The 21,479-nt window shown below is 43.3% G+C and carries 14 protein-coding genes; 10 read left to right on the forward strand and 4 right to left on the reverse strand.

Annotated features, from left to right (window positions below):
• Positions 1-189: 189 nt before the first annotated feature.
• Positions 190-1,821 carry a dipeptidyl-peptidase 3 family protein gene (locus KEM09_RS20580; RefSeq protein ID WP_212231517.1) on the reverse strand — a complete coding sequence of 544 codons (1,632 nt, stop codon included), beginning with the start codon at positions 1,819-1,821 and terminating at the stop codon, positions 190-192.
• Positions 1,822-2,107: 286 nt separating this feature from the next.
• Here KEM09_RS20580 and KEM09_RS20585 point away from each other — a divergent pair, with 286 nt between their 5' ends.
• The 9 genes from KEM09_RS20585 (at position 2,108) to KEM09_RS20625 (ending at position 16,020) form a co-directional block, all read left to right on the forward strand.
• Complete coding sequence (locus KEM09_RS20585) at positions 2,108-2,680, forward strand: RNA polymerase sigma factor (protein ID WP_212231519.1); 573 nt, start codon at positions 2,108-2,110, stop codon at positions 2,678-2,680.
• A 131-nt stretch (positions 2,681-2,811) separates the two neighbouring features.
• Positions 2,812-3,843: a FecR family protein gene (locus KEM09_RS20590; protein WP_212231521.1), complete on the forward strand. Its 1,032-nt coding sequence runs from the start codon at positions 2,812-2,814 to the stop codon at positions 3,841-3,843.
• 100 nt (positions 3,844-3,943) lie between these two features.
• On the forward strand, positions 3,944-7,348 hold the full coding sequence (locus KEM09_RS20595) for a TonB-dependent receptor (protein ID WP_212231523.1): 3,405 nt from the start codon (positions 3,944-3,946) through the stop codon (positions 7,346-7,348).
• A gap of 21 nt (positions 7,349-7,369) precedes the next feature.
• The gene (locus KEM09_RS20600) at positions 7,370-9,172 is read left to right on the forward strand and encodes a RagB/SusD family nutrient uptake outer membrane protein (protein ID WP_212231525.1); all 1,803 of its coding nucleotides are present in this window, start codon (positions 7,370-7,372) and stop codon (positions 9,170-9,172) included.
• Positions 9,173-9,230: 58 nt separating this feature from the next.
• On the forward strand, positions 9,231-10,460 hold the full coding sequence (locus KEM09_RS20605) for a glycoside hydrolase family 27 protein (protein ID WP_212231527.1): 1,230 nt from the start codon (positions 9,231-9,233) through the stop codon (positions 10,458-10,460).
• 23 nt (positions 10,461-10,483) lie between these two features.
• Complete coding sequence (locus KEM09_RS20610) at positions 10,484-12,796, forward strand: beta-galactosidase (RefSeq protein WP_212231529.1); 2,313 nt, start codon at positions 10,484-10,486, stop codon at positions 12,794-12,796.
• A 37-nt stretch (positions 12,797-12,833) separates the two neighbouring features.
• On the forward strand, positions 12,834-14,456 hold the full coding sequence (locus KEM09_RS20615; protein ID WP_212231530.1) for a beta-N-acetylhexosaminidase: 1,623 nt from the start codon (positions 12,834-12,836) through the stop codon (positions 14,454-14,456).
• A 175-nt stretch (positions 14,457-14,631) separates the two neighbouring features.
• On the forward strand, positions 14,632-15,333 hold the full coding sequence (locus KEM09_RS20620) for a DUF434 domain-containing protein (protein ID WP_212231532.1): 702 nt from the start codon (positions 14,632-14,634) through the stop codon (positions 15,331-15,333).
• 15 nt (positions 15,334-15,348) lie between these two features.
• On the forward strand, positions 15,349-16,020 hold the full coding sequence (locus KEM09_RS20625; protein ID WP_212231534.1) for a metallophosphoesterase family protein: 672 nt from the start codon (positions 15,349-15,351) through the stop codon (positions 16,018-16,020).
• A gap of 679 nt (positions 16,021-16,699) precedes the next feature.
• On the opposite strand, the gene mnmC2 is transcribed toward KEM09_RS20625, so the two are convergent.
• Together mnmC2 and KEM09_RS20635 are read right to left on the reverse strand one after the other, a co-directional pair.
• On the reverse strand, positions 16,700-17,377 hold the full coding sequence (gene mnmC2, locus KEM09_RS20630; protein WP_212231536.1) for a tRNA (5-methylaminomethyl-2-thiouridine)(34)-methyltransferase MnmC2: 678 nt from the start codon (positions 17,375-17,377) through the stop codon (positions 16,700-16,702).
• 438 nt (positions 17,378-17,815) lie between these two features.
• A complete protein-coding gene (locus KEM09_RS20635; RefSeq protein WP_212231538.1) occupies positions 17,816-19,270 on the reverse strand; it encodes an MATE family efflux transporter in 1,455 nt (484 codons plus the stop codon).
• Between the two features lie 572 nt (positions 19,271-19,842).
• Here KEM09_RS20635 and dinB point away from each other — a divergent pair.
• Entirely contained in the window at positions 19,843-20,910 is a 1,068-nt protein-coding gene (gene dinB, locus KEM09_RS20640) for a DNA polymerase IV (protein ID WP_212231547.1), read from the forward strand.
• Here dinB and KEM09_RS20645 read toward each other — a convergent pair.
• Positions 20,907-21,476, reverse strand: coding sequence for an FMN-binding protein (locus KEM09_RS20645; RefSeq protein ID WP_212231549.1), 570 nt, complete (start codon positions 21,474-21,476; stop codon positions 20,907-20,909). The genes dinB and KEM09_RS20645 overlap by 4 nt on opposite strands.
• Between the last annotated feature and the right edge of the window lie 3 nt (positions 21,477-21,479).

Genomic DNA, 21,479 nt, shown 5'->3' on the forward strand with positions numbered 1-21,479 from the left:
AATAACTGATTTACTGCTTCAAATTTTATCGCAATAGTTCACTATTCCTCTAAAATTATTCATTGTAAATCAGCTCTTTATTTTAATCTGAGTTTTAAAATTTAAATCGAACTCAGGTTATTACTTTATTCGTGCAAAAAAAGGTGACCTCTTTTGAGATCACCTTTATATCTAATGATGTTTATTTGCTTACAATCCACACACAGCAGCTCCCTGCTCAAATACGATGTCGCGGGGGATACCTGCGGCAGCGATGCGATCCAGGTCAGCCTGTAGAGCCGGACGGATGGTGCCCATCTCAGCCAGCATCTGCTTAGCCTTTTCGTAGTTGCCATCGCCTTGCATCACTAATATCTCGGCCGATAGGTGATTCATGGCTTCTGTCATCTTATCGAAATCAACGGTGTAGTAGCCTGTTGCTTCATCGTAGCTAAAGGCACCCTGCTCCTGGAAATAGTTGAAGCGCATCATGTTGGCCTTACCGTGGGCGCTGGCAGCACCAAAGCGCACTGAACGGAAGATACCGGCCATAAAGGTCACGTAGTTGTCCATCAGGTCTTTGTTTGGCAGTTCACCCATCTCGGCCAGTTTGGTCACCATGTATAGTCCAAGGATATCGGCCTTGGCCTCTTCAATAGACGAAGCCGTTTCTTTCATCGCTTCACGCACACTTTGTGTACCATCTAAAGTCATTTTGATGCCTAAGCCATGTGCCACCTCATGAAACATGGTATTTTCAAAGAAGGCATCGAACTTAACGTGTTGCTGCTGTTCAGGAGCAATCACCACCTTACTGATAGGTGCCAATATGTTGTCGAACTTGGCGCGCATCGAGTTTTTCAGCTGTAGCTTACGACTCCCTTTTTCAATGTGCACCTGTGGGTCGTTAGGCAGGTTAATGGCAATGGTTTTGCTTCCGGCATTGCAGTCTCCAGCATAGTACAGGGCATCGTAAGCACCCAGGTCGCTATCGGTACCCGGTACTTCCTTCTTGTATTCAGCTTCAACGGGCAGCGATTCCTGCAGCTGTGGCAACAAGGCGGCAAAGCGTGTCAGCTTATCCGACCACTCTTTATCTTTTATCAGGATGTACGATTCAAAAGCGGCTTTACTGCCATACAAAGCATCTTCGTATGTTTCAATAGGCCCAACAACAAAATCAATGGTGTTGGTTTTCATATCCATCCAGGCCATGTCGCTTGGCTGGTATTCGTTGCTCAGCAGGGCATCAGCACGCAAAGTCAGGTAGTTCTTCAATCCTTCGTCTTCGGCCAGGGTAGCTGCTTTTTTCAATAAATCAGATACCTTGCTTAACTCAGCTTTATAGGCTTCACTATATGGCACTACCTCTAATTCACCCTTAGCATTGCGCTTCAGTATAGTGTATAAATCCGATTTCTTAGGATGATCAAAGGCTTCGAATTCCTCCTTGGTCATGTCTAAGGGATAAAATTGTGCACCTAGCGGTTTAGTGCCAATGCCTTCAACAAATGATTGGTTGTCGTTAAGGCGCTCCCAGGGACCGTAATTAATCAGCATAAATTTCTTCAGGTATTCATCAGGCGTGTTGGCAAGAAGCTCTTCTTTATCGCCCCACGCTTGTTGCCAAAACAAGCCATCCATTATTTCGGCAGCTTCAAACAGCAAAGGCAACATCTGCTTCTCTTTTTCACTTAATACCGATAGGTCAGTGCTTAAGGTAAACGGGATAAACTCTTCCACTTTTTCTTTAATATTTGGGTCGGAGCTGGTGTAAGTCACTTTAGGCTGACAAGCCATCAGCCCGGCAAGTGCCATCAGTGGCAATAATAACTTTTTCATAGAAGTTCAATTTGAATGAAATATTCTGTTCTGACAGTGAAAATACAAATATTGGCATAGGCTAACAAGGATATAGGTCAGGGATATATATTGTGTTGCTAGGTTAGTTTGGTAATAGCGATTATTTAAAGTGTTTGTTGGTATCTGTTTATGCTTTCGAATTGGGTTAAAAGGCCATCAAAGTTGTTACTTTAAAAAGAAACGAAAGTATAATGTGTTTCTCTTTGTTTTGCATTTCTCTGGTTTATTAACTTATTTTAACGGCTCAAAAAAAGCTAGCCAGGTGATGCCAGATACACCAGATACCGAATTAGTGAAGGTCTTTGCGATAGACGAAACTAAAGCATTTGAAGGCTTGTACCTTAAATATGGTCGCAAACTTTTAGAGTTTGCCGGGCATTATATGCCTTCAAAGGACGATGCAGAGGAGGTAGTGCAAAAGGTGTTTATCAAACTGTGGCAAAAGCGCCATGAACTAAAGCATAACGAGTCGGTGAAAGGCTACATATTCACCATCGCTTATAATGAAATACGTAAAGCATTTGTAAAGCAGAAACGTGAGAATGAGTTATTGCAGTCCTATTACATCGAGCATGATATAAACAGGAGCGAAGATAGTGATGAAATTGACTATGCAGCGCTGGCCCGAAAGGTTGATACCATTGTTGAGCAGATGCCCGAGAAGCGTAAAATGGTTTACCTGCTTTGTAAAAAAGAGGGGTTGACCGTAAGCGAGGTGGCCGAACACCTTCAGCTATCAGAAAAAACCGTTAAGAATCAGTTGACGGCAGCCTACCGGCAGATACGCGAACAGCTACAAGGCGGTCTGGCCATATTATTATTCCTGACCTTATATTGATATTTGTCTGTGAGATTGCTACTTGTATTTATTACTGGTAGCGGATAGATAAATAATTCAAAAAAAAATCAAATACTAATAGGACCCTGATTTATCTTACGGATAATAGGAGTAAAAGCAGCAAGTCGTATATGATACAATTTGATCAGATCATAGAAAAATTAAGAACCAGAGTACCGCTTTCGGACGATGATTATCAGTTGCTGTATAATTATTTACAGACCGAAGAACATGAGCAGACGTTTAAAAAAGAGCTGGAGAATCATTGGGATGAAGTGAGTAGTCGTGATGACCTGGTCCTTAATGAGCCCGATGAATTGTACTACAAAATATTTTACAAGGCACAGGAGCTGGAGCGCAAGACAAAGAAGGTAAGCACCAGGAGTATTGGACAGTGGGTGCAACGCATTGCTGCTATCCTGTTAATTCCATTGATGGTGGTGGTAGCCCTTTACTATTTTAACCAGGAAGCACCTTCAATGGCTCAGAGTAGTATTACAGTAGAGTCGCCACAGAATAGTCGCACACGTTTCTTTTTGCCCGATGGCTCTTCGGGGTGGCTGCAGGCTGGTTCTGTTTTAGAATATTTACAGGCAGACGGACTACGGGCGGTTGACCTAAAAGGAGAAGCTTTCTTTGAAGTGGCTAAAGATGAAAGTCATCCATTTGTGGTTTCAACTCACAGTTTTAAGGTGAAGGTACTGGGTACCCGCTTTAATGTGGAGGCCTTTGAAGCAGAAGATGTGTCCCGTGTCTTTTTGGAGGAGGGCAGTGTTGAGATGCTGGGGAATAATAATGAACATCAGGCAGTGCTCCAACCAGGTCAGGAGTACACCTATAGTAGTTTGGGTAATACTTTTAAAGTTGCCCAAGCCATCGCAGAAGAGCAAATCTCATGGACCAAAGGCATATTGGTGTTAAAGAATAAAAGTTTGCTGGATGCGGCTATGGAGCTGGAGAAGTTCTATAATGTCGATATCGAGATAGCCGATAAAGAACTGGAGGCTTTACCTGTATATGCAAAAATTGAAAATGAGCGATTGGAAGAAGTACTGGAGATAACCAGGTTGATTTTACCAATAAAGTATAAGATTGAGCATCCGAAGCGTTTAAAGGATGGTTCATTCTCAAAAAGAAAGGTGGTGATTAGCAGTAATCAATAATTATATAAAAGAAAACAGGAAAGTGGTGGCACACAATCCTGTTTAGAATGCAGAGTGTTCAAAGCGTTATTTTTTAGAACCCTACAAACATTACAAATTTATGAAAAAAAAACAGAAACCATGGGTATGGGCTCTTCATACCCATAAAAGAGCATTGCGGATTATGAAAGCAATTGTTGTTTTATTCCTAATAGGTATCGTTCAGGCCTATTCAGCAACCAGCTACTCACAAGAGAAGCAAGTGAATCTTAAGCTCAATAATGTGAAGATTATACAGGTAATCAGTGCATTGGAAGAGCAGTCTAACTACAAGTTCTTTTTCAGCCCTCAAAGCATGGATGTAAACCAAACCGTCAGCATCGATGCGAAAAATGAAAACATTGAGGATGTGCTGGATGAGCTTTTTGGCCAGAGTAATGTGGCCTATCGTATCATTGATAATCAGGTGATTTTAACCACAAAAGAAGTGGCTGTTCGAAATGCTACCCAGCAAGCGCTAACCATAAGCGGTACTGTAGTCGATGTCAATGGGGAACCATTGCCGGGTGTGAATGTGTACGACAAATCAAACCCAACCAATGGAGGTATTACCGACTTTGATGGCAATTACAACATCACAGTTAGTAATGGTGATGCTATTCTGGTATTTTCCTACATTGGCTTTGTACCGCAGGAAGTGAATGCTTCGGGACGCACAAACATTAACATCACTTTAGTGGAAGAATTCACTGATTTAAATGAAGTTGTAGTTGTGGGTTATGGTGCACAGCGTAAAGTGAACTTAACGGGTGCCATTGCCACCGTTAATGCTGAGCAAATGGAAGAAAGACCCAATGACAATATTTTAAAGTCTATTCAGGGTACAGTTCCTGGAGTAATGGTGCTTGACAGACCGGGTGGCGTATCTATCAACATTCGTGGTAGGGGTAACTTAGGCAATTCAGCTCCACTTTATATTATTGATAATGTGGAAGTGACTGAAGCTTTCTTCTCGAATCTGGATCCTGCTTCAATTGAGAATATAACTTTCCTGAAAGATGCGTCATCGGCAGCTATTTACGGAGCCAAAGCTGCATATGGTGTGGTTTTAGTTACTACCAAAGAAGGTAAGGAAGGTAAGACACGTATAACATACAATGGTTCAATAGGTTTTCAGGCTCCAACGGTATTACCAGATGTTGTCAGTTCAGCCGAATATGGTGAGCTATATTCTGTAGCGCAGCGTAACATGGGTGTGGCTGAAGAAGATTTGCTATTCTCACAAGATATGATAAACAAGTATCGAAGTGGAGTGAATCCTGATATTTATCCTAATACCAATTGGTTTGATGAGGTGATGAATCAGAATCCATTTTTTACAAAGCACAGTTTGAATATTACTTCAGGTACCGAAAAGATTACCAATATGTTTAACTTGGGGTACTTAGGCAGTGAGGAATTCTCACCAGGTATCACAAATGATCGTTTCAACTTTACCAATAAAACCAAAATGAAGTTTAACGATAAGGTGAGTCTAACTACTGGTATTACATATATTCATACCAAGTATGACAGAACAAAAGGTCAAGCTTCGTTTTTTGAGGCCTTGAGAGTTCCTCCAACACAGGTAGCACGTCACTCAAATGGTTCGTATGGTACTGTTCGTAATGGTGTGGAAGTTACCGGTGAGGAAGCCAGAGCCAATCCGCTGAGAATGTTAAATGAAGGTGGCAGAGGTAATTCAACAAAGCGCGAGTTGCTGGGAACACTAAATCTGGAAATTAAGCCGACTACTAAATTGACCATAACCAATCAGTTTGCTTACCGATACGAAAACTACCGTTCGTTCTCATTCATCAATTCATTACCTGAGCTTGAGAGTTTCTTAAATCCAGGGACAACCATAACAGGCTCAGGTGTTAGTACTAATCAGATGGATCTAAATTCTAATTATAATCAAAAATACGTGTATGATGGATGGGTAACCTATAATGAAACAATAAATGATCATAGTTTTGTATTACTAGGTGGTGCGCATGTGGATACCTACCTGGGTGAGTGGATGTACATGGGGCGTAAAAACTTCGGAAGTAATGATATGGGAGCTATCGATGGCGGTTCAACGAATCCTGATGATCAGCTGGTATCAAAACATTCTATAGGTGAAGAATCATTGCTATCATTCTTTGGACGTGCATCTTACGATTATAAAGGAAAGTACTTGTTGGAAGCTAACTTACGAGCTGATGCCTCATCGCGATTTGCAGAGTCGGGCCGCTGGGGGTATTTCCCATCATTCTCTGCCGGATGGCGAATCAGTGAAGAGGAATTTATGCAGGGACTGGAATGGTTAGATAACCTGAAGCTGAGAGCGTCATATGGACAGAGTGGTAATATCAAAAATGTGGGGCTTTACGATACGTACCCTACTTATTCTGAGAGTGGCACTGCTATCATTGGTGGAGGAGCCGTACCCATTGTTTCAGAAGGACGTATTGTTAATCCTGATTTAACATGGGAAACAGCCGTTACTTCAAATATTGGTGTCGATGCTGGTTTTTTCAACGGAGGTTTAAATATCTCGCTTGAGTATTACAACCGAACAACTGAAGATATTTTGGTTCGTGCTGATGATAATGCCATTGAAACAGGTCTCGATTCGGATAAAATACCTGCTAAAAATGTTGGTATAGTGCGTAACAGTGGTTTTGAATTTGTGGCAACACATGCTAAAACATTAGGAGATTTCTCATATACGGTTAGTACCAATGCTTCAATCAATAACAATGAAGTGGTCGATTTGGGTGATGTTGAAAATCTGCCGCCAAATTCTTACTGGATATATCAGGTAGGTCAGTCGGTAGGTTCATTTTTTATGCTGGAAGCCGATGGTTTATATTCTGAACAGGACATCGCAGATGGGAAAGCTATTCCTTTGGGAAGTCAAATGCCTGAGGCTGGCATGATCAAGTATGTTGATAAAAATGGAGATGGCGTTATTAATGACGATGACAGAACTGTAGTTGGAAACGATGTGCCAAGTTTTATTTACGGAATGAATATTGATTTAAAGTATAAAAACTGGGGTTTGTCTATTGTTGGGCAAGGTGTTACCAATACCCAGGTTTACCTTGATATGGAGGCGTCTCAAATATTCTTTGATAACTCAGTGCCACGTGATTGGCAGCGCGACTACTGGACGCCAGATAACCAGGGGGCTGATTATCCAAAACTGTTCTTACCTAGTGATGCACGTTATACTTATAACACAGGTCAAACATCATCGTTCTGGTTGTTTAATGCATCTTATTTCCGTATGAAAAACATTACGGCTTCCTATACTATGCCAAATGCCAAAACCAGCAGTTGGGGAATTGAAGATTTGCGTTTTTACGTCTCAGCAGATAATGCATTTACTATTAGAGGAGATAAGCGCATGAAAGACTTTGAGGTAGAGCGTAGTTCAGGTAGATCTGCTCAATTAGGTACGATAACTTACACTGCCGGAGTGTCATTCGCATTTTAAAAGCAACCATAAAGAAGAATTATGAAAGCATTTAAGTTAATTAATATAGTTTTAATCGCTCTACTTTTTAGTGCTTGCAGCGATTTATTTGATGTGGTGCCTCAGGATACTTTGGATCCATCAAAAATTGATAAAACCAAACTTCAACAATTGCGAAATGGGATATATCAATATATCCCGGGTGGAACTGGTGCAGCTAATCGCGATGGTTTTGTAGATAATGGTTACTCACGTAACCCTTGGGATAGCCATGGTGGTATTATCCAAAAGGGTACTATAAATGCAGCAACCAATGTGGCTTACGATTATTCAGGTATTCGTGTGTGTAACACCTTCATTGATTTAACCAGTAAAATGGATATCGATGATGAAACTGCCAAACTGGTAGAGGTTTACACAGCCGAATCAAGAGTGATGCGTGCCTGGCTGCATGCCAATATTACTCTTTTTTATGGAGATGCTGTTATTGTTGAGGAGCTGACAAATGATTATGGACAAGAAGGAGTCGCCCGTGTTGGACAGGATGAAGTACGTAAATGGATTCTAAGAGAGTTAGATGAGGCCATAGCCATTTTGCCCGTGTCGAATGATCCGGCCCGTTTCAATAAAGCCATTGCAACAGCTATTAAAGCACGTTTAGCTTATTTTTTTGGTGAATATAAGCAGGCCGAAGATGCGGCCCGATATGTTATTGACAAAGGTGGTTATGCTTTACTGTCAGGGGTGACCAGCAATACCGGTATGGAAGAAGATAATGAGTTCTTTAGCCAGTTGGTTGATTATAGTACTTTAGGGATTGATAAAGCGGCTTTTGAACAAGGGATTCAAAATTACTACTCGATTTGGCATACTGATGGGGCAGCTAATACAGAGGCTATAATGTTTAAAGAATATGAGCCTAATGAGCAGTATGGTGATTGGACACGCTTTGCATCTTTTCTGCCACCTCCATTAACCAACTACCAGGGATGGGCAACCATTGTGCCTATTCAACCATTAGTTGATGCGTATTGGATGACCGATGGAACTGAATTCAGTCCTGTTGATTATGCAACTATAAATCAGCAATTCCAGGTGCTTGAACAGAAAATGCTGGATATAGTAAATCAGGATGGCGTATCGGAAGTTGAGGCCATCAGACAATTGTATGCATCAGGCGATCTGACTAGTGACGATTTTATGACTCAATTTCGTAACCGTGATGCCCGTTTATACGCTTCCATCATGTTTCCATTCTCATCTGTAAGAGCTTTTCAGGAAGATTTATTTTACAGTTATAAAAGTACCATTCGAAACCATGGTGAGAGTGGGTATACTTTCCGCAAAATGGCAGCGAGTGAACGCTATGATGACTTTGGAAGTGCCTGGGGAGGCGGCTATGGTGTAAGTGGTGTTGACTTTCCTATTATGCGCTTAGCTGAAATGCTCCTGATTTATGCTGAGGCACATACGCAGACAACAGGATACGATGCGACTGTTGAAACAGAACTGAATAAGCTGAGAGATAGACTGGGTATGCCTCATGTGCCATCAGGCCTTGGAAAAACAGAAGCAATAGAGTTTATACGTTCAGAGCGCCGAATTGAGATGGCCGGTGAAGGTTTGCGCTACTTCGATATACGAATGTATGAAGATGCTACACGTAACGGTGGTGTTAAAGGGAAGCATGCTGCAAGTGTTGTAATGAGCGATAAAGCTTATACAGATATTTCAGGTCGTGTGAATAGCGTTGAACTGACATGGGCTCAGCGTTTAATGCTAATGCCGATTCCCACAACGGCTATGGATCGTAATTCACAGCTGAAGCAAAATGATGGCTATTAATCATACTAAATATAAAATGCCCTTCGGGGCATTTTTTTTTAATCTCTTTGTTCGAATTATGAAAAATAAACTAATCTTTTGGACGATGTGCATCGCCTGTTTTCTGAACGTTTCAGCAAAAGCGCAGCAAAAAGAAGTGCTGGCAGCAACGCCTCCCATGGGCTGGATAAGCTGGAACCTCTTCGAAGGCAATATCAGTGAAAGCATTGTGATGGAACTGGCCGATGCCATGGTAGAGAACGGGCTGAAAGAGGCCGGTTACGAGTACATTATTCTGGATGATTTGTGGCATGGCGGTCGCGATGCCAATGGCAAGGTGTTTCCTGATCCACATAAATTTCCCAATGGCATGAAGGTGGTGGCTGATTATGTCCATAGCAAAGGCCTTAAATTTGGGATATATACAGATATTGCAGAATATACTTGTGCCGGTATGGTCGGTAGTTTAGGCTATGAGGAGATGGATGCACAAACCTATGCCGAATGGGGAGTGGATTACATCAAGTGCGACTACTGCCATGCGCCCGAAGACTTATGGACTGGCATTGAGCGCTACGAGAAGTTCATTAAAGCTGTTAGAGCAACCGGCCGTCCTATGGTGTTTGCCATTTGCGAGTGGGGGCAGCGGGCACCATGGTTGTGGGGGGCTAAGGTGGATGGTCAGCTATGGCGCACCACCTGGGACTTACGCGATACTTGGGAGCATGGGCAGTATAATAACGGGCATAACGGCATCATGGAAGCTTTGGACCGTCAGGTGGGACTGGAAAAGTTCGCCGGACCGGGTCGTTGGAACGATCCTGACATGCTGGTCATTGGCCTTAACGGAACAGGTGCATCTTCTTCGGCCAATGGCGCCAATGGCTGTACCGTTACCGAGTATGAAGCGCAGTTTGGATTGTGGTCACTATTATCAGCGCCTTTACTGATGACCTGCGACATCCGCAATATGGATGCTGATACCAAGCGCATTCTTACCAATCAGGAACTTATCGCTGTTAATCAGGATGAGTTGGGTAAGCAGGCATCGCGCATCCACAAAGACGGAGCTGAAGAGATTTGGGCCAAACCACTGGCAGATGGTTCGTGGGCCGTTGGTTTTCTTAATCGCGATAATGATAAGAAACGGAAAATAGCACTCGATATCGCCCAGTTAGGTTTTGACGGACAGGTGAAAGTGCGCGATCTATGGCTGCACAAAGACCTTGATTTTAAACCATCAGCTCCGATAAAATTGACTGTGGAGCCACATCAATGCCGAGTAGTAAAGATTACGTCTATTAAATAATACGATTCATGAAATTGCACAGCATGCCTAAGTTTTTACTGACGTTTTGCACTTCTTTGATGGTCACACTGCTTTTGTCATGTACATCATCAGGTGTTCAGTCAAGCCGCTTTGAGATAAGAGAGGGAAATTTTTATCTGGATGAGCAGCCCATTCAGTTGATTTGTGGTGAAATGCACTATCCGCGCATTCCCAAGGAATACTGGCGCGACCGTATGAAGCGTGCAAAGGCGATGGGCATCAATACGGTGTCGGCCTATGTGTTTTGGAATTACCACGAACGGCAACCTGGTGTATTCGATTTTAAGGGACAAGCAGATATCAAGCGTTTCATCCAGATTGCACAGGAGGAAGGCTTATTTGTGATACTTCGTCCGGGGCCATATGTGTGTGCCGAGTGGGATTTTGGAGGATATCCATGGTGGCTGCTCAAAGAAGAGGGCATGGTTTACCGTAGCAATGATGAGCGCTTTCTGCAAGCTTGTCAGAACTATATCCAGCGATTGGGCGAAGAGCTGTCTGATTTAACGGTTAGTAATGGTGGCCCCATCCTGATGGTGCAGGTTGAAAATGAGTATGGTTCTTATGGTGCCGATAAAGTTTACCTGGGTAAACTACGCGATATGATTAAGGAAGCCGGGTTTAATGTGCCATTGATGACCTGTGATGGCGCGGGACAGATGGAGGCCGGTCATGTGGATGGCACCTTAAGCACGGTTAATGGTGCGGTGGGTGAAGACATCTTTAAATCAGTCGATCGCTTTCATCCGGGCGGACCATATTTTGTGGCAGAGTTTTATCCGGCCTGGTTCGATGTATGGGGTACACCACATTCTTATCGCGACTATAAAAAGCCAGCTGAGCAACTGGAGTGGATGGTGAAAAACAATGTGTCGGTGAGTATCTACATGTTTCATGGAGGTACCAACTTTGATTATACCAATGGTGCTAACACGGCTTATGGTTATGCGCCACAACCCACTAGTTACGACTACGATGCACCACTGGGCGAATACGGTAATATGTATCCAAAGTACTGGGCATTCAGAGAGGTTTTGCAACAGCATCTGTATAAAGATGAACAATTGCCTGAGGTGCCGTCACCTAATCCGGTCATTGAGATTGAGGAACTGGTACTTACTGAATCCGCATCTCTATCCGCTGCTTTTGGAAAAACTGTTGAAGCCGAAAAGCCGCTGTGCATGGAGGAAATGAATCAGGACTTTGGCTATATTCATTACGAAACAATACTTAATGAAAAGACGAAAGGTACATTAACCATCAAAGATGTGAGGGATTATGCCGTAGTGCTGCTTAATGGGAAACAAATAGGCAGTCTCGACCGTCGTCATCGTCAAAGCTCCATGGAGATTGACGTGAAAGAGGTTCCGGCTAAGCTGGAGATCATCGTTGAAAATGTGGGGCGTGTTAACTATGGTGCCGATATCCTGAATAATCGCAAAGGTATTACTGAAAAAGTGAGTGTCAATGGTACCGAACTCCTGGGGTGGAAATGCACATCATTGCCCTTGTATAAGGCGCCTGTTGGCAGTTTTAACTATCAAGATAATCCCATAAAAGGACAACCTGCTTTTCACCGCGCAACTTTTACGCTTGATAGTATTGGGGATACATTTATAGATATGAGTAGCTGGGGTAAGGGAGCAGCCTGGATAAATGGTCGTTCTTTAGGGAAGTTCTGGAATATCGGCCCTCAGCAAACCTTATATGTGCCGGGGCCATGGTTGAAGAAGGGGCAGAATGAACTAGTGATTTTTGCCTTCGAAGATACTGGTGCGAGAGCTGTAAAAGGCCTTAAAGAGCCGATACTTGATCAGCTGGGTATTGATAAAAACAAGCGAGAGAAAAGCACAATGGATTACAGCCTGAAACCTGTTTTGGATAGTGGTGATGTGGTACTAAAAGCAGAGATGAGTAATGAGCAAGGCTGGCAGGAGTTTCAGTTCGATAGTCCGGTAACCATGCGCCACCTTGCATTGGAAGTGCTTTCAAGCAATGATGGTAATCCTGCAGGTGTTTGTGAGTTGGATGTGATTGATAAGGATGGCAACGTACTGACAAAGGATACCTGGAAGGTGGTTTATACCAGTTCTGAGGTTGAGGATAAAGGGTTTGCAGAATACATCATTGATGGCAATCTGGGAACACAATGGAAAGCAGTAGAGAATGATCAGGACCCTTGTTTGATTGTTGATTTGGGCGAAATCACTAGTGTGAAAGGAGTACGTTTAAGGCATTCGTATTATGAACAGTCGGGCAGGCTCAAAGCGTTTCAATTGTACGGGCGACCACAGTTTTTCCTGTTAAAAGATTAATAAATTAGTGGTGCAAATATTTTGCAAATCAATATCTATGATGAAAAATAAGAAATTAGGGTTATTGGCCGGTCTGTTATTGGTGGCTAATTTGCTGGTTGCTCAGTCGGTGAGTGTCATACCGCAGCCGATGAAGGTGGTGCAAAAGGATGGCGTTTTTAAGCTTCCAGCCGCTATCAACATTATTGCTGACACTGATAATAGTGATAATGCGAGCTATCTAAAGGAAGTGCTGATGCCTTACAGCAAGGCATCCATAAAAAAAATGGTCAAAAAAGGACAGGGAATTACCTTAACAACCAATGCCACCTTAGCCGAATCACTAGGCGAAGAAGGCTATCAGTTTGAGATTAGCAAGCAAGGCATTGAAATCAATGGCGCTAATGCAGCTGGGGTGTTTTATGGGATTCAAACATTGAGACAAATGCTGCCGATTGATGCCTCTGCCACAGATGTTTATGAATTACCATTTGTGAGTATTGAAGATCAACCACGTTTCAGTTGGCGGGCCTTTATGCTCGATGAGGCCAGGTATTTCAAGGGTGAGGAGCAGGTGAAGAAGTTGCTGGACCAGATGGCCTTATTGAAGATGAATGTTTTTCACTGGCACCTGACAGATGACCAGGGTTGGCGCATAGAAATAAAAAAGTATCCTAAGCTGACTGAGGTTGGAGCTTTTCGCAGTAATACACAAACAGGTGGCTGGGATAGCAAAGAACGCTCAGGAAAGCCGCATAGTGGTTTCTACACCCAGGAACAAATCAAAGACATCATCAGCTATGCACAACAACGTCATATCACCATCGTTCCTGAAATAGAGATGCCCGGACATGCCTCGGCAGCCATTGCAGCGTATCCCTGGCTGGGCACTATTGGTGAACTGACAGAGGTGCCCGTGGTGTTTGGCAAACTGCCTGATTCGTTCAATGTGGCCGATGCCCGTGTGTATGAGTTTTTGGAAGATGTGTTGGATGAGGTGATGGCCCTATTCCCGGAAAACATTGTGCATATTGGTGGTGATGAGGTGCGTTTTGAGGCTTGGAAAAACTCAGAGACGGTGCAGGACTTCATGAAAGTGAAAGGCTTAAAAACGCCAGCTGATTTGCAGGTGTATTTTACAAATCGTATTTCCAATTATCTGGATGCAAACAAACACCGCATGATGGGGTGGAATGAGATACTGGGCGGCAATGTGCATGAATGGCAGAAGGCTGAAGACGTGGAAGTGACGGAACAATTGGCTAAAAGTGCCATTATTCATTTCTGGAAAGGAAGTCCTGAGCTGATCAATGAGGCGGTGCAAGGCGGTTACGATATTGTTAATTCCTACCACATTTATTCTTATCTGGATTATTCCTACGAATATATCCCATTGGAAAAGGCCTATGAGTTTAATCCCATTCCGGATGGTCTGGATGCTAAATACCACCATAAAGTGTTAGGTAGCGGCTGTCAGATGTGGGGAGAGTGGATACCTGAAGTGCGAGATATGGATAACATGGTTTTTCCACGCCTGGCGGCTTATGCCGAGGTGGGATGGACCGCTCAAGAGAAGAAGGATTACCAGCTTTTCAGAGCGAATCTGGATGAGTTGATTGCTAAATGGAAGAAGGAAGGCATTCAGGTTGCTCCATCTTTTGAGAAGAAGGACCTGAAGTAGTTCTTAGCTTTTTAGCAGAGTAACAAGATAAATCGTTTGTTGTAAGGATGGCATCTTTACTTGTGTAACGCAAGATAAAGGTGTCATCCTTTTTCGTTCTGTGGATAGTTGCGAAGCGCACGTTTATCACCTAACTTATATATGTGTCTTATTAGTGTGCCATAATATTAAAACCATGCGAAACAGAGGTAAACAGTCGGGAGATGATACGTGCTTTGCGCCCAAATGGCACCCTGTATTGACAGAGGCGGTTAATGACTATTGCTATTTACTCACGAGGGAGTACGCCGAAAATTCCGCGCTTCAGGTGGTGGGTAACAGGTATCGCTTAAATCAGCGGCAGCGCAGTGCCATACGCAGGATTGGTTCGGGTGAGAAGGCTATCAGAAAGCGGCAGCAGTCGCATTGCTCCCCTGCATCTGTTAAAGATTCTGTTGTTGAGGTGGATGGTTTTAATATGCTGATTCTACTCGAAAATGCCTTGTCTGGGGCGTATATTTTTAAGGCCAGAGATGGCACCTATCGTGATATCTCCAGTGTGCATGGTTCCTATAAACGGGTAACAAAAACTGAAGATGCCATCGTATTAATCGGTAAGGCTCTGGAAAAGTTGCATGTTAAGGCCGTTAAGTGGTACCTCGATCAACCAGTTTCCAACAGCGGCAGACTCAAAACCAGAATGATGGAAATAGCACGGCAGCATCAGTTTAACTGGGAAGTGGAGCTGCACATGAATCCGGATAAAAAACTGGCTCAGAGTGAATGTATTGTCATCAGCTCAGATGGGTGGATACTTGATCGGGTGAACGGATGGTTTAATCTGGGTGCCTGCGTGATTGAGAAGCAGATAAATGAGGCGAATGTTTTGGTTGTTTGACTAAACCCAGTGATTATGTCAACACGATTATTGGCTATAGGGGATATTCATGGGTGCTATTGTTCGTTAAAAACAATGGTAGAGGAGCAATTGAAGCTTAAAAAGGAGGATGTACTCATCATGCTTGGCGACTACATTGATCGGGGACCGCAGAGTAAGGAGGTGCTGGATTATATCATTCGGCTTATAGGAGATGGTTATCAGCTTATTCCCTTGTTAGGTAATCATGAGGAGATGCTGCTAAAAGCATTGGACGATTATAAGTACTTTGTTGCCTGGCATTACAACGGAGGTTATACGACTTTGGAAAGCTTTGGAGTGTCCGAACCTAATAAGATGGGCGATGGTTATTTCAGGTTTCTTCGTCAATTAAAATATTGCCATATGGATGGACGTAGAATTTTTGTACACGCTGGTTTTAACGATGAGCTTGCTAATCCGTTTGAGGATACAATAGCCATGTTGTGGAGTCGCAATGTACAGTACTCTAATCCAATGCTAACCAAGCGCACTATTATACATGGGCACAGCATTATTTCCCTGGAAGCCTGTCAGCGATTGGTTGAGAGCGACTCTTCTGTTATCAACATCGATACCGGGTGTTTCATGGGAAAATACGCTGATACAGGTTCCCTCACGGCCATTCAGTTTCCTGAAAGAATATTGTTTCATGTGGCATATTGCTGATGGAGAATTCATCTGCTTAGGTACCTAAATTATTTATTATTCACCCCTTCGCAGGCTCGCCAATGGGACAGGTCACCCTGCAACCGGAACGATCTCACCGGCGGGAGAAACTTAGCAGATTAGGAATTGAAGAACAATGTTTAGAAACTCAGCAAGGTAATCAATCACCAATCAAAACAACGTTTTGAAACATTGAAAGTAAGCGATAGGCTTGAATATGGCGGAAGGGCGGCTTCGACGAAGGAGAAGGGAAGCCTGTAGTCATAAGACTCAAGCCGTTGCGGAGCAATCGCCTCTTTTAATGAGATTTTTTGATCCTCGTTTTTGTAAAAAATGAGGAACCCGTCTGGTAAGACAAAGTCTGTTTTCAGAAGAGGATGTCCGAAAATAAAGAGAGACATTTTTTATACTAATAATCTATAACTTCATCACCTCATCCCAGCCTTCTCCTCAAGGAGAAGGTGACATTATTTAAAAAGGCAACTATCTCTAATGTATGAAGATATCTTTATTTAGTAGTGGCTTCCTCTCCTTGAAGGAGAGGATTGAGGAGAGGTGTTTTCAGAATGAATAATAGTTTAATATTATTCATATTCAGTTCAAATGAAGTCTGAATAACCGCAGGAAGCATCGTGTTATACCAAATGCACCTTGAACCATTTTGCTAATTATATAGGTATTATTTCTTTACTGCTCGCAGCATCTCTCTTTTCCCCTTCGGTCCGGGTAGTCGTTCAACAGTGAAACCAACGGCTTGCATGGTGCGGCGAACAACACCTTTGGCACAGTAGGTGGTTAAAATGCCATCATTATTCATAGCCTTGTAAATCTTCTGAAAGATAGCTTCTCCCCACATTTCAGGCTGAACTTCAGGAGCGAATGCATCAAAGTACACCAGGTCGTATGGCCTGTCAAAAGTGATGTTGGTTAAATCAGCTTCATCCTTAAGCAGAGTAAAGCCTGGCTGGAGTTCTGCTGCTTCGTTCCAGGGAAGCTCATGTAGCCGGGTGAAGAGTTGCTGTTCGGCTTCTGCTTTTGCAAAGTTCAGATGTGACGCAGCTTCGGGTGTAATCGGATATTTTTCAAGCGCATGATAAAAAATGGTTTTATCACCTTGATTAATAGCCGACAGAAAAGCATTCAGACCGGTTCCCAATCCTATCTCCAGTATGCTCACAGAAGCTTTCTGGCAAAACTGCAAGGCCGGCTCAATAAACACATGCATCGACTCATTGTAGGCGCCGTTGACCGAGTGATAGTGCTCATCCAGCTCAGGCACAAACAAGGTGTGTGAACCATCGGCCGATACTTTTATCTCTACTTTTCTTGATTGATCTTTTAACCAGTTATTATTCATTCGTATTTGACTTATTGGATGGTCATTGTTTTAAATCACAACTAATTCAAATTGCCCTGAGGCAAAGATAATGTTTCTTGTTATGCCGAACAGGCATTATGACGTTTGAACTCAAGAGACCCAGAGCCGAGGGTTATTAGTAATGGGAATCAATCGTTGAACCCACTCCGGGGTTCTGTTTGTAATATATTAATATACCATGGGTTGCACCCATGGTTATTAAAATTAAATCCCTTCAGGATAAAAAATGTCTGTAGGACATTAACAATAATAGCCCCGTGCAAAGCGCGGGGTTATGAATATGGTGAGAAAACAACCCTGATATGGGTTGAAGGTTTATTATTAAGCAAGTTTTAACTATTGATTCACATTAGTAATCCAACTTTGTGATGATTTGCGCTATTTGTGGTTTGGTTCTGTTTTCTTCTGAACAGGGCTTTAATGATTTATCTGATTTGAGGAGATGTCATCTATTTCCTCAATCTTTATCTGCTGCCGTTGCCGCGTGGGCAGTAAAGAGAGTTGTACTTTCTTACGCTTATAACTTTTCCCTTCGGCACGATGTAGCACACGCATGTACCAGGCCATTAGTCCCACGCCTTTAAAGATGCTCGACAGGCTGATGGCCCACCAGATACCCAACATACCCAAATATTTTTCGAGGGATAGCACCATCGCTGCCGGCACACGCCCACCGGTAAATACAATGCCTACAATTGAAGGCGGTACTGTGCGCCCAATGCCATTGAACGCGCCTCGTGTAATGATTTCGATGATCATAAATACCTGCGAAACGGCCAATATCTTCAGGTAGGTGATGCCCATTTGCAAGGGCTCCGGTTCGCGCAGGAACAGCGAAAAGATGGGCTTTCCCCATACGAAAAAGGCCACTGTTACAATGGTTCCTAAAAAGATACCAATACCCAGTGTGGTATAGTAGCCTTTTTTGATGCGGCCCCAGTTATTGGCCCCGAAATTCTGACCGGTAAACGTCCCCAGTGCCGTGGCAAATCCCGATGAGGTCATCCAGGAGATGGCTTCTATCTGTGCACCTACACTTTGCACCGCAATGGGTACATCGCCCCATTTGGTAATCATGCGGGCCAGTATCAGGGCGAAGCACGCAAATAGTGAGCTTTCAGCAGCTACCGGCATGCCCAGTTTAAATATTTTCAGGGAGATAGCCCTGTTGAGTCTGAAACGCTTGAAATCCGGGTCGATGATTTCTTTCTTCCAGACAAAGCGGATACAGAAAACAGCAAATACCACTACCTGTGCAATAACGGTTGCAAAAGCTGCACCATTAACCCCAAGCGCCGGAATTGGCCCCAGTCCGAAAATCATTAGCGGATCGAGCAGCATATTGAGCCCGAGACCAATTAGTAAATAGTAAAAGGGCAAACGACTGTTGCCAACACCGTTGTAAATACCCTGAAACGTGGGGTTCATAAAGGTGAACACAAATCCCAGTGAAACGATGCGCAGGTAACTGATGGCGCCATCTTCAACTACCCCTTTGGATAGGCGAAAAATGCCAATCAACTGTGGGGTAAAAACCAGCGTAATGGCTGCAATAATCAAGGAAAGCAGTAAGGCCCAGAAAAGTGAATGACGGGCATAGCGAGCCGCCGTTTCAGGTTCCTTTCGGCCCAAAGCCTGCGAAACGCCTACCTCGGCACCAATCCGGGTAACCAAAAGAATGGACATGCCCAGCCAGATAAAAAAGCCGGCGCCACCCACCGACGCAACGGCGTTACTGCCCAGTTGGCCTAACCAAATCATATCGGTCAGGTTATAGGCCATCTGCATGAGCGATGTGCCAATGATAGGTAGGGCCAGTTTAACCAGCTGGCTGAATATGGGGCCTTTTGTTAAGTCAACAGATTTATTCATTTCAGCTGCGAAGATACATCGAATTGTCGGAATGATAAATGCGATTTGAGTGAGACTCTTACCATATATTAACCAGTAGATGGGATGCAACTTTGTCGCATGGTTTTTAAGTTGGTTATTTGTACTCCACAACTTTGTCGAAGGATTTTTAAGTTGATTATTTGAACTCCACAACTTTGCCGCATGGTTTTTAAGTTGGTTATTTGTACTCCGCAACTTTGTCGGATGGTTTTTAGGTTAGTTATTTGTACTCCGCAACCTTGTCGAAGGATTTTTAAGTTGGTTATTTGTACTCCGCAACCTTGTCGAATGGTTTTTAAGTTGGTTATTTGTACTCCACAACCTTGTCGGATGGTTTTTAAGTTGATGATTTGTACTCCGCAACCTTGTCGAAGGATTTTTAAGTTGGTTATTTGAACTCCACAACTTTGTCGGATGGTTTTTAAGTTGCTTATTTGTACTCCGCAATCTGGGCGAAGGATTTCATAAGTCACCTGACGAAACAACTGCCTGTAGATACCATCAAACCATTCGCTTTATTAGTATTAACTTGCGGCACGATTAAAAGGATTTTGCAGCGAAAAATTATACATATCGATATGGATGCGTTTTTTGCCTCCGTTGAGCAACGCGATTTCCCTGAATTAAAGGGCAAACCGGTTGCTGTGGGAGGTAATAGCGAGAGAGGTGTGATTGCAGCTGCCAGCTATGAAGCCCGAAAGTTTGGCGTGCGTTCGGCCATGTCGTCTAAAGTAGCGCAGCGGCTTTGTCCTCAACTCATCTTTCAAAAGCATCGCTTTGAAGTATATAAAGAGGTGTCCCAACAGATTCGTGAAATCTTTTTTGAATACACCGATTTGGTAGAACCTCTGTCGTTGGATGAGGCTTTTCTGGATGTGACCGAAAATAAGAAAGGCATTGAATCGGCTACACAGGTGGCCCGCGAAATCAAGCAAAAGATATTTGAAACAACCCACTTAACGGCATCGGCTGGCGTGAGTGTGAATAAGTTTTTGGCCAAGGTGGCCAGTGATCAGCGCAAACCCAATGGAATGTTCATCATTAAGCCCGGAGGTGTTCAGGCTTTTGTGGAACAGTTGCCCATCGAAAAGTTTTTTGGTGTAGGGAAGAAGACCGCCGAGAAGATGCATCAGCTCGATATTCATAAAGGGAAGGACCTGCTGCGCTACGATTTGTCACGCCTGGTCCATTACTTTGGTAAGGCCGGTCAGTACTTCTACGATATTGCACGAGGGAATGATGAGCGGCCAGTCAGACCACATCGTGAACGCAAATCGGTGGGCATTGAAAATACCTTTAGTAAAGATTTGGTGGATGAGCAGCAAATTCAGCTGGAGCTGAACCGGCTGAAAGAAGGATTGATAAAGCGCCTGTCGAAAAGTGGAAAGCAAGGCAAGACCTTAACCCTCAAAGTTAAGTTTGATAATTTTGAGCAGATAACCCGTTCAAAAACAGTGATTGAGCCAATAGGCGAGAAGCTGTTGAATGAGTTGTCCTCAGAGTTGGTGCGCGAAGCCCCCTTAAACAGGCCCATCCGGCTCTTAGGCCTCACAGTTTCTAATTTTAAAGAGGATGATGAACCTGAGGCTTTACAGCTGCGAATAAATTTTAAGGACTAGGAACGATTCAAGAAACTACTGATGATTTGAGTTTTATCGCTAATATCCTGGGTGATGCCATTGACTGAGATAGTGGCACCCGAGATCGAGTCAATATTCTTACCAACCTCCAGATTATTGCCATCTGTATTATAGCCAATAAATTGCTTCAGCCAGCCTTTAGCTGTTACCTCATGGCCATGTGTTGCCTGGTAATTAAACACTTTCACCATAATCACTTCGCATTTGTCGTTAAATGCCATGAGGTAATCAAAGTATTCTGACTCTCCACCTTGTGTCAATGCACTTGGCATGGAACAGCCACCTGCGCGGCAGCTGTTCACACGACCAATGTACATGTATTTTATTTCAGCGTCAGTATTATCGCTGGCCACATTAAAAAACTTACCTTCAATGCCTGTTGCATAGTTGGCCGGCAAATCTAATTCGCTTAACTGCGGATTAACCAGACTTAAGTTTTTCTCAAGTGTTTTTTGGATGGCTTTATGTTTGTAGTTAATATCTCCACGTCCATAAGCCAAGTAGCTTAATGCTACCAATACAATTGTTAATACTGACTGCTTCATATT

Source organism: Carboxylicivirga mesophila (assembly GCF_018271975.1).
GTDB classification, from domain to species: Bacteria; Bacteroidota; Bacteroidia; order Bacteroidales; family Marinilabiliaceae; genus Carboxylicivirga; species Carboxylicivirga mesophila.